Consider the following 13948-nt stretch of genomic DNA (forward strand, 5'->3'; position numbering starts at 1 on the left):
CCCCCCATCATTCACACCATTACATGGAGGCATGTGTGCTGAAATTGCGACTGCTACCCTTGATGGCCTGGCTGCTGACGGCATTGATGCTGTTCGGCTTGCCGGCACAGGCTCAAGAGAGCCCACCCACCGAAGCGCCCGCCTATTCCACGTTGGCTGACCTGCTCGAGAACGAGGCAACCCGCACCCAGTTGATCGATCAACTGCGCGGCATGGCTAACAACGCTCAGGAAAACGTTCAGGCAGCAGCCGACTCAAGCGCCGAGACCGCCGCCAATCAGGCCCCCAGCGGGCAGGAGGCCAATGCAGCCTCGCTGCCGCGCCAGCTGGCCGAACTGACCAGCACTGTCGCCAGCGAGATCGGCAGTCAGCTTGAGGGGCTCGCGGCGGCTCTCAGCGGCATTTTCCAGGGAGCAGGTACTGGACAGCCCTTTGACATGGACGCCTTCAACTCGGCGGCGCTGAACCTGGGGCTGGTGATCATCGCCGCCTTCGTGCTGTTCGTTGCACTCAGGCGCCTGGCACGGCCGGCCTTCTCATCGATCGGCCGCTGGTCCCAGCAGGGCACAGGCATGACGCCAGTGCTGCGGCTGGTGCTGGCCGTGGCGATCGCCGCCATCGTCGACGTGCTGGTGATTGCCCTGGCCTATGTGGGCGGCAACCTGCTGGCCACTTTCGCCATCGGCGAGAGCGGCGAGCTGTCGACCCGAGCCTCGCTGTTCCTCAATGCCTTCCTGATTATCGAGTTGCTCAAGGCCGGGGTACGCATGCTGTTCGCCTCTCGCTACGAGGGACTGCGCCTGCTGCCCATCGCGGCTGAAGAAGCGAGCTACTGGAACCGCTGGATCGCCCGCCTGATCGGCCTGGTCGGCTACGGCCTGATGGTGGTGGTACCGCTACTCAACTACTACCTGTCGCCGGCCCTCGGCCAGGGTGTGGGCACCCTGATCATGATCGGTGCCTTCATTTACGCGGTAGGCGTGGTGCTCAAGAATCGTCAGCGTCTGCGCGATGGCATCGATGCCCAAGCCGCCAAGGCCACCATGAGTGCCACCCGGGTCTCGCTGAAGCTGTTTGCCCGCGTATGGCATCTGCTGGCGATCGCCTACTTCCTGATGGTGCTGGTGCTGACCTTCACCCGCCCGGAAGATGCGCTGCCCTTCGTGATGCTCGCTACCCTGCAGACACTCGCGGTAGTCGGCGCTGGCATGCTGGTCTCCAGCCTGCTGACCCAGACCATCGGCAAGCGCATTCGCCTGCCGGAAGACCTCAAGCGCAAGCTGCCGCTGCTTGAGACGCGTCTCAATGCCTACGTGCCCAACCTGCTGCGAGTGGTCCGGGCGCTGATCCTGATCACGGTGGTCATGATCGCTGCCAGCGCCTGGGGCATCTTCGACCTGGCCGGCTGGTATGCCACTGACCTCGGCCGCGGCCTGGTCGCCAAGGTCATCAGCGTGCTGCTGATCGTGACCGTGGCCATGGCCCTGTGGGTCGGGCTCGCCAGTCTGATCGAGCACCGCCTTAACCCGGAAACCGGCAGCGGCGAACCCACAGCCCGCGCCCAGACGCTGCTGAGCCTGTTCCGTAACGCCCTGGCCATCACCATCATTGCCATGACGCTGATGATTGCGCTGTCCGAGATCGGCATCAATATCGGCCCGCTGATCGCGGGTGCCGGGGTGCTGGGTCTGGCCATCGGTTTCGGTGCCCAGAAGCTGGTACAGGACATCATCACCGGGGTGTTCATCCAGGTGGAAAACGCCATGAATACCGGCGACGTGGTCACCGTGGGTGGCGTCACCGGCACCGCAGAACGCCTGAGCATCCGCTCGGTGGGCATCCGCGACCTGTCCGGCACCTACCACATCGTGCCCTTCTCCAGCGTCGATACCGTGTCCAACTACATGCGTGAATTCGCCTACCACGTCGGCGAATACGGCATCGCCTATCGCGAGAGCATCGACGAGGCGATCGAGTGCCTGAAGGAAGCCTTCGAGGAACTGGCCGCCAGCGACGATCACAAGCAGAACCTGCTCGCCCCGCTGGAAGTCGCCGGCGTCATCGCCCTGGCCGACAGCTCGGTGAATATCCGCGTGCGCCTGAAGACCACACCGGGCACCCAGTGGGCCACCGGCCGTGCCTACAACCGCCTGGTCAAGATGCACTTCGACGCCGCGGGCATCGAGATTCCCTTCCCGCACACCACGCTTTACTTCGGCGAGGACAAGGACGGCTCTTCGCCGGCCGGCAACATCCGCGTCCTGGAAGGCCGTGCTAAGCGCCGGTCCAGTGCCGACACAGACGACGAGTCTCACGATGAGCAGCCGGTGGAGCAAGGCAAAGGATCGATTCCCGCGGTCGACTACCGAGGCGAGAACGACGAGTCCTGATCCTGACTCGGATAGATCAAGGATCGATGCAGGGCCACCCTCGGGTGGCCCTTTTTTTGTGCCCTTTACCGACAGCGGCGGCAAAAGCACCGGTAGCCATGGCAAGTCCGAGCATTACTATCGAGAACGGATTCATAAACACTTCAAGCCGGGCATAGAGGCCACGACATATCCACACGTCCGGCTTTGGCGTGGATATGCCAATGGTCTCGCCAACCGAAAGGTGTCCGCACCACGGCAGGTTGCCGAGAGTGTTGATACGGGCGCTCCTGAGCGGTTGAGAAGCAGACTACTCCCCAAGGGGACAAACGTAATGGGTATCAAGCGGAGCCGCAGTTATTGGTGCTGCTAGGTGCAGCCCAGGTGGGGCCCACTGGCGATTGTCTACCTAACTCAAATTACCCGCCCCGCAATCGGGATCGGCATCACAAGCTTGGCGGATAACGGCATCCTCAGGTTGTAGAGTGCTGTGCTCAATATCGAAGCGCTCCCGCAATATCTTTTGCAGTTGCGGCAGTATCTCTTCCCATCTTCCCATCGCCTCCACATCAATGTGCGCCGCTAGAGCCTGGCTGTTTGATGACAGGCTCCAGATATGCATGTCATGGATAGCGCAGACACCGTCGACCCGGACGAGAGTGCAGCCAACTTCATGCGCATCGATTCCTTTTGGCACACCTTCCATCAACACGTGCGTCACCTCACGCAGTAGTCGAATCGCGGACACCAGAATCAATAGGCTGACGAAAAGAGACAGGACCGGGTCAGCAATGGACGGCCCGCCCAGATAAATGATCGCCCCGGCAACCAGCGCAGCGACCGAGCCCAGCAAGTCTCCCATCACGTGCAGGAGCGCTCCGCGAACATTTATGGTCTGCTCTCCACGCATCAGCACCCAAGCCACTACCATATTCACCAGCAAACCGAGCCCGCCGATCGCCAAAACCATGCCACCGGCAACTGCTGGTGTATCTGCCATGCGGCGGATCGCCTCGTAGGCAATGAATACAATCACCCCGAACATAAACAGCACGTTGAACAGGGCGCCGAGAATTTCCGCGCGCTTGAGTCCAAAGGAGTGCTGACGCGATGTTGGCTTCTTGGCCAGCCAAGCAGCGAAGGCACCAATCCCTAACGACAATGAATCGGTAAACATGTGGCCTGCGTCCGATAGCAGAGCAAGAGAATCAGCTAACAGGCCGCCGAAGACTTCGATAGCTGCAAAACCTGTGGTGAATACCAGTGCGAACAGCAAGGTCTTGCCGCCGCTATGGCTGTGATTGTGGTCTGACATATATGCTTCCTTCGTTATTGGCCCTCGAGACTCCCAGCGGACTGCTCTCTCTATCAAGCCATTGGGTCGATACGTTTTTCCGCGCTGATAAAAGGCAGGATGTACCTGCCACTTTTCGGTTGGATATATTTACAAGAACAGTCTTGCCAGGAAGGTTGCGAAAACGATCCAGATAGCGATAAACACCCCAGCAGCTATTCGGCTTACCGGGCGTTCAGAGGCTTCGTCAGCGGTTTCTCGGTGCTCGTTCATGACCTCTGGTGGTATAAGTTTCACCACCAACAATATCCCGAGTGGCACAATGATGATGTCGTCCACGTAGCCGAGTAAGGGAATGAAGTCGGGGATCAAGTCGATGGGTGAGACAGCATAGGCCGCGACAACCACTGCTAACACCTTTGCGAGCCATGGAGTCCGTGGATCACGAGCGGCAAGCCAGACGGCGTGTATATCTCGTTTGATCGTTCGAACCCATTGTTTGGCGTTCGAGATTGGCTTTGTTGTCATCGGCCCTTTTCTCTACTCGATACTGGTGTCCAACAAGAAACATGGCCAGTGTCCCGGGGGGGCTCAGCACAGCGAGGAAGCCGGGGCGGATAACTGTAGTCGTCTCGTAACAGAAATCACTCTAGGCGCTGGTGATCTCGGTACCGGCGCCAGTGCCTTTGAGCCTTTTCTTCGAGCAAGTGGCGGTCTTGCTCTTTACTCTCATTCATTTTGAGTATTCTGTGTGCCAGGCTTCTTTCTGTCCTACTTGAGGTAGGACTTTATTACCTGTAGCACCGCATCCAAGTCTTGTTGCCGCTGCTCCAGCTCGGGCTCCCTGACGACGTGATCAGTCAGGTGGCCCTCAATGATGGCTGCCATCAGACCATTCACTGCCCCGCGAATCGCAGCGGTCTGTTGCAGCACGGCAGTGCAATCTCCCTCCTTATCAAGTTGCTTTTCCAGTGCGGCTGCCTGCCCCTGAATGCGTCGAACACGAGTTAGCAGCTTCGCTTTGTCTTTGATCGTGTGCATGTGGTTGTCTCTTTTGAGAAGGAAAACTATACATGGTGGTAGTATATCGATACTAGGGGGTAGTATGAGCTCTTGCAAGAAAGGTAAATGTGTATAAATCGTTCTATCCCAGCATGCCGTCTGTAACCGACAGCAACGCCTCGAGGAGGTCCCATGCTTCAGGTGCTGAGCCACCGTCGTTACCGCCATTTATTTCTGGCTCAGGTTACCGCCCTCGTCGGTACCGGCCTAACCACCGTCGCCTTGGCGCTGCTAGCCCATGAGCTGGCGGCCGGGCAGGCGGGGGTCGTTTTAGGTACGGCCCTGGCGATCAAGATGGTTGCCTATGTGGGCATCGCGCCGGTAGTCGGAGCCTACGCCTCGCGTCTACCGCGCCGCGTCCTGCTGGTCTGCCTGGACCTGCTGCGGGCGTCCGTGGTCTGTGCGCTGCCCTTCGTCACCGAGGTCTGGCAGATCTATGTGCTGATCTTCCTGCTCAACGCCGCCTCGGCGGGCTTCACCCCGGTCTTCCAGGCGACGATCCCGGATCTCCTCGAGGACGAGGGGCAGTACACCCGAGCGCTGTCGCTGTCGCGGCTCGCCTACGACCTCGAGAACCTGCTCAGCCCCATGGCGGCCGCGGCGCTGCTGATGGTGATGAGCTTCGATGTGCTGTTCCTGCTCAACGGCCTGGCCTTCTTGGTCTCGGCCGGTCTGGTGGTCTCGGTGGTGTTGCCGTCGCCCCAGGCGGCGGAGGACGAGGCGCCGAGCGTGTGGCTTAAGGTCTCCCACGGCATGAGGATCTACCTGAAGACGCCTCGGCTGCGCGGGCTGCTGGCCCTGAACATGGTGGTGTCGGCCGCCGGCGCCATGCAGATCGTCAATACCGTGGTCTACGTCCGCTCTACCCTGGGACTGGGCGAGCAGGCGGTGGCCATGGCCTTCGCAGCGGTCGGAGGCGGTTCGATGTTGGTAGCCCTGCTGCTGCCGAAAGTACTGGAGCGAGTCCGTGAACGCCCGATCATGCTCGCGGGCGGCGCGTTGATGACGGTGAGCCTGTTCCTCGGCCTGCTCGCCCCCGGGTTCGTCGGCCTGATGGGGCTGTGGTTCCTGCTGGGCGTCGGCGCCTCGCTGGTCATGACGCCCACCGGACGCCTGCTCAAGCAGTCATGTCACCCCGAGGACCGTCCGGCGCTGTTCGCCGCGCAGTTCTCGCTGTCGCATGGCTGCTGGCTGGTGGCCTATCCGCTGGCCGGCTGGGTAGGGGCCGAGGTGGGCCTAATCGAGACCTTCGCTCTGCTGGGTACGATCGCGCTGGTGTCGACGGCGCTAGCGGCGCGTATCTGGCCGTCACGGGACCCGATGGCGCTTGAGCATGCTCATGCTCCCGTGGAGCACACCCATCGGCATTACCTCGACGACCACCACCAGCATGAGCATGAAGGCTGGGAGGGGCCGGAACCGCATCGCCATCCCCACTATCATCCGGTAGGCTGGCATCAGCACGCCTTTGTGATCGATGGTCATCACACGAGATGGCCATCGTGACATGACAAAGAGGCACAAGGAACGTTTGCATGACCAGTCTGCCTGACAACATCCTTCACTTTACCGGAATACCGCACCCTGGCCACAAAGATGGAAGAGCATGATCTCCACTTTCAGGTCGAAGCTCCGGTCCCTGTGGCCTGCGAGGAGTGCGGCGTAGAAGGAGAGTTCGTCAGGTTTGGCAAGCGCGATGTGGCTTACCGAGATCTGCCCATCCACGGCAAGCGAGTCACCTTGGGTGGTCCGTCGCCGCTACACTTGCCGAGCCTGCGGAAAGACACTCCGCCCAGCGCTCCCCGAGATGGTGGACAACCAGCGCATGACCCGGAGGTTATACAGCCACGTCGAGAAGGAGGCCTTCAACTATCCCTTCGCCTATTTGGCCGATACCACGGACCTTGAAGAGAAGACCGTCCGTGCGGACTTCAAGAAGAAGGCCGAGTTCCTTGCGGCTTGGCACCGTTTCTAAACGCCCCGCTGGTTAGGGATTGATGAGCTGTACCTGAACCGGTTCTACCGCTGCATCCTGACCAACCTGGAGGAGCGCACTCTGTTGGACCTGCTGCCGGGTCGCCAGCAGGAGGCGGTGACAAAGCGCCTCATGAGCATGACCGACCGCGACGAGGTCGAGATTGTCAGCATGGACATGTGGAAGCCCTACCGCCGCGCTGCCCAGGCGGCACTGCCACAGGCTCGCAGCGTGGTCGATAAGTTCCATGTCGCGCGGATGTCCAACGAGGCCCTGGAGAAGATTCGCAAGGGCCTCAGGAAGGAACTGAAGGCCAACCAGCGACGGACCGACCGGAAGATTCTACTGAAACGATGCCTCAGACCGCGAACGCCTAATCATGGAGACTTGGACAGGAGCCTTCCCTCAGCTCCTGGCAGCCTACGAGCATAAGGAGCGGTTCTAGCACATTTGGGACTGCGCCAGTCGGCGTGATGCCGAGGTGGCTCTGGCTCGCTGGATTGACGAGGCAGGAAGAGGTCTGGAAGGATCTCGTCAGTGCCGTCAGTAGCTAGCGTGAAGAAATGCTGACCTATTTCGAGACCGACATACCGATCACCAACGCCTTCACGGAGTCGATCAACCGCCTGGCTAAGGACAAGAACCGCGATGGCCGGGGCTACTCATTCGAGGTAATGCGAGCCCGGATGCTCTTCACCACCAAACACAAAATGAAGTCACCACAGGCCAAGGAATTCCCGTTCCTGGGCAGGACAACCATGACCTACAGCATGGATCTTCTCGAGGTTGAGGAGAACTACGGCATCGATCTATCAACCCTTTGGAAGGATTAATGTCTTGGTGGCTCAGAAGAGATCATCAACCACTTAATCCGGATACCCGCATAAAAAAGGGCGCCACGAAGGCGCCCGGAAGAGCAAAACAGGGGATCGCTCAGCGATTGGCATCGCTGGGCTGAGGCAGGGCAGGCAGCGAGCGATCGAGCAGCTCGACGCTCTGGCGATAGTAGAGCTGACTCTTGTTGTGCTCGCCAAGGTTAGCAAACAGCCTGGCAAGCTCAGCACAGACCACGCCGCTGGGGCGCTGGCGCTGGCTGGATTCGAAGTATTCCTGCGCCTTGCCCCAGTAGGCATTGCGCAGCGACAGGCGGCCCAGCGTCAGTAGCAGGTCAGGGTCGTTGGGCCGCTCCTGCAGCCACTTCTCGGCATAGGCCAGCTGGCGCGAGGCATCGACATTGAGCAGCCCGTAGCGCATCACCAGGCGCGCGTCCCAGTGATCCTTCAGCGAATGGCGCAGTAGGCGCTCGGCGATGCCTTCCTCGCCGCCACGCACCAGCGCCTCGGCATACAGCCCCACCAGCTCGATGTTGCTGCGCAAGTGGTCGGGCATGTCGGCCCACAGGTTGCGCACCCGCTCGATATCGTCGGGGTTACGCGAGGCCTGTACGATCAGCTCACGATAGGCACGCTGCTCGAGTTCCTGGCGTTCGTCCTCGGCGATCAGCTGGTGTCTAGCGAGGCGCGGCATCAGCCGGCGCAGGCCGTCCCAGTCGCTGACACTCAGGTACGCCTGCTTGAGCAGCTTGAGGATCTGCGGATGATCGGGCAGCTGCTTGTCGAGGCGCGTCAAGGTGGCCAGGGCTTCCTCGTAGTGCTGGCGATCGAGCATCAGTTGGGCCTGCACCATGCCGACCGCAGTGTCGGCGCCTTCGGTGGACAGGTGGGCACGCTTGAGCAAGGTATCGGCCTGCTCATAGCGTCCCTGATAGTGGGCCGCCAGGGCCGCGGAAAGATAGTTGACCAGCGGCGTGCTGGAATCATCTGCCGCCTTGACCAGCGATTTCTCGGCGCGTTTCCAGCGGCCTTCGGCCAGCGCCACCAGCCCCCGCACCGTGCGACGCATGGCGTTGCGGTTCCGGTTGCGGCTGCTCCACAGCTTCAGGCGGCTGACCGGGCGACGCATGCGCATCAGTATCCGCAGCACGAAATGCAGCACCAGGAAGGCGCCCAGCAACAGCACCAGGCCGAACCAGAAAGAGGTCTGCACTGAGGTATCGCCGACCCGGACCAGCCAGTAGCCGGGCACTGTCTGCATCAGCTGTCCGAACAGGGCGCCAACGGCCAGCCCCAGGACGATCAGCAGGATCAGCTTTCTCATGCATCACCTCCCTGGGCACCGTCATCGAAACGCGTCTGGATGAAGTGCGCCATGGCCTGCTGAGAACCACTGATGTCCGGAAGCTCGGGGCGAATGGTCTTGCCCCGCATGTCGGTGAGCCGCGCGATGGAGGTCTTGACGCTATCACGATCGGTGTCGTAATAGCCTTCGATCAGGGTCACAGCCTTGTCGAGGCTGGCCCGGTACAGCTCTGGCTCTTCCTTGAGCAGCGCCAGCTGGGCCTGCTCAATCACCAGACGCACGTTCTGGCGCAGGTAGGATTCCTGCTCGGGGGTGATCAAGGCTTCCAGGGCCTGGTCGTGGCGGCGCACCGTGACCAGGTCCTTGAGCTCGCTGCCAAAGCGCTTCAGCTGCTGCTGCCAGTCGCCGCTAGGCGGCGTCTCGATGCTGCCTTCGGCGGCGATCTCGGCCACGTCCTGCTTGAGGGGCAGGCTGGCAAGCTGCTCCTGCTGGGCATTGAGCGACAGGTAGAGGCCGGTGCGATCGACATCCGGCACCGCATCCAGCTTGGCCAGTTCATCGGCAACGGCCCGGCGCACCGGCAGCAGCGCCGGGTTGTCGGCCTCTTTCAAACGCTTGTCGGCGGTCTCGAGCAGCGCCATGGCGCCGCCCACGTCGCGTTCAAGCTGCAACCGCTGATTGGCCAGGCGCAGCAGGTAGGCGACTTCGGCATGCAGCCACTCGCGCTCATCGGTCTGCTGCTGGCTATTGAGCTCATCGAGCACGCGATCCAGGGTGTCATTGACCTGGCTTTGGTAGTCGGAAAACTCACTCTCGACACTCGCCACGGCGTCATCCACCGAGGCGCGGGCCTGTTCGGCCTCGCTGAGGCGACTCTCAAGAGCACTGACTGCCTCGCGGTTGGAGTCGACCTGTGCCAGGCGCTGTTGCTGTTGCTCCAGGCGCTGCCAGCCGAACCAGCCAGCGACCACCACGCCCACAGCCAACAGAATCACCAGCACCAAGGCAACGGTGCCGATGGTCTGGCGCCCGCCGCCGCCCCCGCCTGAGGCAGCCGTGTCCGAACCACCCTGACCGGTGCCGCCTGTCCCACCAGCTGTCGACGCAGACGGGGAGGGTGAGGCCTTTGACGTTGATGGCTTGGAAGATGATGACTTGGAAGATTCTGGCTTGGAGGCCGCAGCACTCGCCGATGATATCCCGGTCGAGGCCTTGGTGTCGGCACTCGCGCCGGTGTTCTTGTCACTGGACGCCTTGCTATCCGGGCTCTTGCTCTCAGAACTCTTGCTCTCAGAATTCATACCATTGGGGCTTTTAGCCTCTGAACTGTTGCTGCTCTGCGAGCTGCTGCTATCTGAGCTCTTGGCATCCGCGGCCCCGCTATCGGCGCTCTTGCTGGCGGCCGGGTCGCTGCTCGCCTGCTGCGAGGCGTCGTCACGCTGGGCTCCAACGCTCGCGCTATCGCGCGTGTTCGAGGTGCGCCCCTTGCCGCCGCGACGCCCCCGAGGGCGGCCACGTGCGCTCGTCTTGTTCGTCTCGCCCATGCCGGCCTCATCCGCTGAGCGGGTATCCGACGCATCGGCGGTCGACGACTCGGCGCCCGACGATGAGGTGTCATTCTGAGCAGCGGCGGCCGAGGCGGAAGTGCCCGGCGCCTGCTGCGGTTCGTCCTGATCGTGTGATTGCTTGCTCATCTGTCGCTAGCCCTTTTCAAGATCGTCATGATCGACATCGGCACCGTCCAGGTGGCAGGCCCTGGCGACTTCAGCCGCCAGAGCGACTGGCGTGGCGCCTGCGGCGACGCGGCAATCCGCGAAACCCAGGCTGCCTGCCAGTGTAGCCAAGCGCTGACTGGAAACGATTAGCGGTTGGTTCAACGCTGCCGGTTGGCACCATCCTGCCAGATGTTCGAGGATTTCGCCGCTACTCACCACCAGCGCGGCGTAGTCGCCGGTGGCCAACCGTTGCTGCATGCTCGCTTCTGGCGTGAGAAGCACGCGCCGGTAGACCGCCAGACGGGTCAGGCGAGCGCCACGCGCCGCCAGGGTATCGGCCAGCAGAGGACGGCCGCCCTCGCCGGCTACCACCAGCACCTTCTGCTCATTAAGCACCTGCAGCGAAGGCAACGCCAGCAACGCCTCGCTGGTATCTCCCTGCGCTTGGCGTGTTTCGCCAGCGTCGTGCCCGATCAAGCCTCGTCCAGAGCTTGGCACACGGACACGAACGCCGAGCCGTTCATGCAGGATAGCGGCGGTGGCGGCACCTACCGCATAAAAATCCACACCGACCGGCAGCTGTGGCCAGTAGCGATCGAGTGCGTCAACCAGACACTCGGCCGCCAAGGGGCTGACCACTACCACACGCCGGAACTCATCGACGTTCAGCCAGAGGCTGCGCTGTTCCGGCGTCTCGGGCAGCGCTTCCAGGCGCATCACCTGAAGGGCCTCGGGAGCGGCACCGGTCGCCGCGATAGAGGCGGCCAGATGCCGTGCCCGCTCACCGGGTCGGGTAATCAGTACCCGCGGCACCGTCATGCTCAAACGTCGCCGTAGACTCGGGCGAGAATCTCGCCGGCGCCCTGATCGAGCAGGTCCTCGGCCACACGAATGCCCAGCGCCTCGGGCTCTTCGGCCGAGCCACGCCCCTCGGCACGCAGCACCTCGGTACCCTCCGGATTGCCCACCAGGGCACGCAGCCACAGGGTGCGACCGCCGTCCTCGAAGACCGCATGGCCACCGATCGGCACCTGGCAACCGCCCTCGAGGCGCGTGTTCATGGCCCGCTCGGCGCGTACCCGGGCCGCGGTATCGGGGTCATCGAGGGCGGCCAGCAGGCGCACCAGGTCGGCATCATCGTTGCGGCACTCGATGCCCAAGGCGCCCTGGCCACAGGCCGGCAGGCTAATCTCGGGCGGCATATCCTGAGCGATGCGGTCTTCGAGCCCCAGGCGCTTGAGGCCGGAGGTGGCGAGGATGATGGCGTCAAAGTCGCCGTTGTCGAGCTTGCGCAGGCGCGTCTGCACGTTGCCGCGCAGGCTCAGCACCTCGAGGTCCGGACGCGCCTCGCGCACCTGCAGGCCGCGCCGCAGGCTTGAGGTGCCGACTCGAGCGCCCTCGGGCAATTCGGCAAGCGAGGTGTAATGGTTGGACACGAAGGCATCGGTGGGCTCGGCCCCCTCGAGGATCACCGACAGCCCCAGCCCCTCCGGAAAGTGCATCGGCACGTCCTTCATCGAGTGCACGGCGATGTCGGCGCGGCCGTCGAGCATGGCGTCCTCGAGCTCCTTGACGAACAGCCCCTTGCCGCCGACCTTGGCCAGCGGCGTGTCGAGAATCTTGTCACCGCGAGTGGACATGGCCACCAGCTCGACCTCGAGATTGGGATACAGGGCCATCAGGCGGTCGCGCACGTGCTCGGCTTGCCAGAGGGCGAGGAGGCTCTTGCGGGTGGCGATGCGTAAGGATGTCTTGGCAGGCACAGCGATCTCCAATCGGGGCGAGACGCGTCTCGGGCGGCGCTCGAGACGCTAACGGGGCGAGACGCCCGCGTCGGTCATGACCTCATCATAAAGCACCCGCGGGGGCAGGAAAAATTCTCTCAGCCCGCCTACTGCCCCCGGCGGGCAGCGTGGCCAGCCTCGCCGACTCTGGTACACTCCGAAGTCATACTCTCATGCTACTTCACAGCGGGATTGCCAGTCCGATGACGACGTCTACCAATCAGTCCTGGGGCGGTCGCTTCAGCGAGCCCACCGATGCCTTCGTCGAGCGTTTCACTGCCTCGGTGGATTTCGACCAGCGCCTCTATCACCACGATATTCGCGGCTCCATCGCCCACGCCACCATGCTCGAGCGGGTCGGCGTGCTGACCGCCGACGAGCGCGATGCGATCATCCAGGGCCTCGGTGAGATCGAGCAGGAAATCGCCGAGGGCCGCTTCGCCTGGTCGGTGAAGCTCGAAGACGTGCACATGAACCTCGAGGCGCGGCTGACCGAGAAGATCGGCATCACCGGCAAGAAACTGCACACCGGGCGCTCGCGCAACGACCAGATCGCCACCGACATTCGCCTCTACCTGCGCGATGAGATCGACGCGGTCAGCGCCGAGCTCGGCCGGCTTCGTGAAGGGCTGATCGAACTGGCCGCCGGTGAAGCCGACACCATCATGCCCGGTTTCACCCACCTGCAGACCGCCCAGCCGGTGACCTTCGGTCACCATCTGCTGGCCTGGCAGGAAATGCTGACCCGCGACCACGAGCGCCTGCTCGACTGCCGCCGCCGCGTCAACGTGATGCCGCTGGGCGCCGCGGCCCTTGCCGGCACCACCTTCCCCATCGATCGTCACATCACCGCCGAGCTGCTCGGCTTCGACCGGCCCAGCGAGAACAGCCTGGACTCGGTGAGCGATCGCGACTTCGCCATCGAATTCACGTCCTTCGCCAGCCTGTTGCTGATGCACATGTCGCGCATGAGCGAGGAACTGGTGCTGTGGACCAGCGCCCAGTTCGACTTCATCGACCTGCCTGACCGCTTCTGCACCGGCTCCTCGATCATGCCGCAGAAAAAGAACCCGGACGTGCCCGAGCTGGTGCGCGGCAAGAGCGGACGCGTCTTCGGTCACCTGATGAGCCTGTTGACGCTAATGAAGTCGCAGCCGTTGGCCTACAACAAGGATAATCAGGAAGACAAGGAACCGCTATTCGACACCCTCGACACCGTCAAGGGTTGCCTCAAGGCCTTCGCCGACATGGTGCCGGCCATCGAAGCCAAGGCCGACAGCATGTATGAAGCGGCGCGCAAGGGCTTCTCCACCGCCACCGACCTCGCCGACTATCTGGTGCGCAAGGGCGTGGCCTTCCGCGACGCCCACGAGATCGTCGGCCAGTCGGTCGCCTTCGGCCTGAAGGAAGGCAAGGACCTGTCCGAGATGACCCTCGACGAGCTCAAGCAGTTCTCCGACATCATCGGCGAGGATGTCTTCGACGTGCTGACCCTGGAAGGCTCGGTGGCCGCCCGCGACCATATCGGCGGCACCGCCCCGGACCAGGTCCGCGCCGCCGCCCAGCGCGCCCGCGACGCCCTGGCCACCCTGCGCAGCGAGGGCTGAGAT

General features: G+C 62.6%; 9 protein-coding genes and 2 pseudogenes. 4 read left to right on the forward strand and 7 right to left on the reverse strand.

Annotated features, from left to right (window positions below; genetic code table 11):
* The first annotated feature begins 35 nt into the window (after window positions 1-35).
* The gene (gene ybiO, locus Q2K57_RS06605) at window positions 36-2390 is read left to right on the forward strand and encodes a mechanosensitive channel protein (RefSeq protein WP_304526396.1); all 2355 of its coding nucleotides are present in this window, start codon (window positions 36-38) and stop codon (window positions 2388-2390) included.
* A 388-nt stretch (window positions 2391-2778) separates the two neighbouring features.
* On the opposite strand, the gene Q2K57_RS06610 is transcribed toward ybiO, so the two are convergent.
* From Q2K57_RS06610 to Q2K57_RS06620, 3 genes and pseudogenes are all read right to left on the reverse strand, one after another.
* Window positions 2779-3684: a cation diffusion facilitator family transporter gene (locus Q2K57_RS06610; protein ID WP_112055936.1), complete on the reverse strand. Its 906-nt coding sequence runs from the start codon at window positions 3682-3684 to the stop codon at window positions 2779-2781.
* 129 nt (window positions 3685-3813) lie between these two features.
* Window positions 3814-4173: pseudogene (locus Q2K57_RS06615) on the reverse strand (YkvA family protein); the annotation flags it as partial.
* A 261-nt stretch (window positions 4174-4434) separates the two neighbouring features.
* Window positions 4435-4704, reverse strand: a complete 270-nt coding sequence (locus tag Q2K57_RS06620; protein WP_112055938.1) for a metal/formaldehyde-sensitive transcriptional repressor — start codon at window positions 4702-4704, stop codon at window positions 4435-4437.
* Between the two features lie 153 nt (window positions 4705-4857).
* On the opposite strand from Q2K57_RS06620, the gene Q2K57_RS06625 reads away from it, so the two are divergent.
* Window positions 4858-6231 carry an MFS transporter gene (locus Q2K57_RS06625; protein WP_304526397.1) on the forward strand — a complete coding sequence of 458 codons (1374 nt, stop codon included), beginning with the start codon at window positions 4858-4860 and terminating at the stop codon, window positions 6229-6231.
* A 29-nt stretch (window positions 6232-6260) separates the two neighbouring features.
* A pseudogene (locus Q2K57_RS06630) lies at window positions 6261-7533 on the forward strand (ISL3 family transposase).
* 100 nt (window positions 7534-7633) lie between these two features.
* On the opposite strand, the gene Q2K57_RS06635 reads toward Q2K57_RS06630, so the two are convergent.
* From Q2K57_RS06635 to hemC, 4 genes are read right to left on the reverse strand one after another with little or no spacing between them, the layout of a single operon-like run.
* Window positions 7634-8857: a heme biosynthesis HemY N-terminal domain-containing protein gene (locus Q2K57_RS06635; protein ID WP_304526398.1), complete on the reverse strand. Its 1224-nt coding sequence runs from the start codon at window positions 8855-8857 to the stop codon at window positions 7634-7636.
* Window positions 8854-10533: a uroporphyrinogen-III C-methyltransferase gene (locus tag Q2K57_RS06640; RefSeq protein WP_304526399.1), complete on the reverse strand. Its 1680-nt coding sequence runs from the start codon at window positions 10531-10533 to the stop codon at window positions 8854-8856. The genes Q2K57_RS06635 and Q2K57_RS06640 overlap by 4 nt, the downstream gene beginning before the upstream one ends.
* 6 nt (window positions 10534-10539) lie before the next feature.
* Window positions 10540-11373, reverse strand: coding sequence for a uroporphyrinogen-III synthase (locus tag Q2K57_RS06645; protein ID WP_304526400.1), 834 nt, complete (start codon window positions 11371-11373; stop codon window positions 10540-10542).
* Between the two features lie 2 nt (window positions 11374-11375).
* A complete protein-coding gene (hemC, locus tag Q2K57_RS06650; RefSeq protein WP_112055943.1) occupies window positions 11376-12317 on the reverse strand; it encodes a hydroxymethylbilane synthase in 942 nt (313 codons plus the stop codon).
* Window positions 12318-12541: 224 nt separating this feature from the next.
* On the opposite strand from hemC, the gene argH reads away from it, so the two are divergent.
* Window positions 12542-13945: an argininosuccinate lyase gene (gene argH, locus Q2K57_RS06655; RefSeq protein ID WP_304526401.1), complete on the forward strand. Its 1404-nt coding sequence runs from the start codon at window positions 12542-12544 to the stop codon at window positions 13943-13945.
* Window positions 13946-13948 lie beyond the last annotated feature (3 nt).

The sequence above is a fragment of the Halomonas sp. I5-271120 genome, from assembly GCF_030553075.1.
Taxonomy (GTDB): Bacteria; Pseudomonadota; Gammaproteobacteria; order Pseudomonadales; family Halomonadaceae; genus Onishia; species Onishia taeanensis_A.

What these genes read in the sequence shown, in the direction of transcription:
- Q2K57_RS06645 (WP_304526400.1), bottom strand. Translation starts at nt 11,373, where the DNA reads ATGACGGTGCCGCGGGTACTGATTACCCGACCCGGTGAGCGGGCACGG.
- Q2K57_RS06620 (WP_112055938.1), bottom strand. Translation starts at nt 4,704, where the DNA reads ATGCACACGATCAAAGACAAAGCGAAGCTGCTAACTCGTGTTCGACGC.
- Q2K57_RS06625 (WP_304526397.1), top strand. Translation starts at nt 4,858, where the DNA reads ATGCTTCAGGTGCTGAGCCACCGTCGTTACCGCCATTTATTTCTGGCT.
- Q2K57_RS06640 (WP_304526399.1), bottom strand. Translation starts at nt 10,533, where the DNA reads ATGAGCAAGCAATCACACGATCAGGACGAACCGCAGCAGGCGCCGGGC.
- argH (WP_304526401.1), top strand. Translation starts at nt 12,542, where the DNA reads ATGACGACGTCTACCAATCAGTCCTGGGGCGGTCGCTTCAGCGAGCCC.
- Q2K57_RS06635 (WP_304526398.1), bottom strand. Translation starts at nt 8,857, where the DNA reads ATGAGAAAGCTGATCCTGCTGATCGTCCTGGGGCTGGCCGTTGGCGCC.
- Q2K57_RS06610 (WP_112055936.1), bottom strand. Translation starts at nt 3,684, where the DNA reads ATGTCAGACCACAATCACAGCCATAGCGGCGGCAAGACCTTGCTGTTC.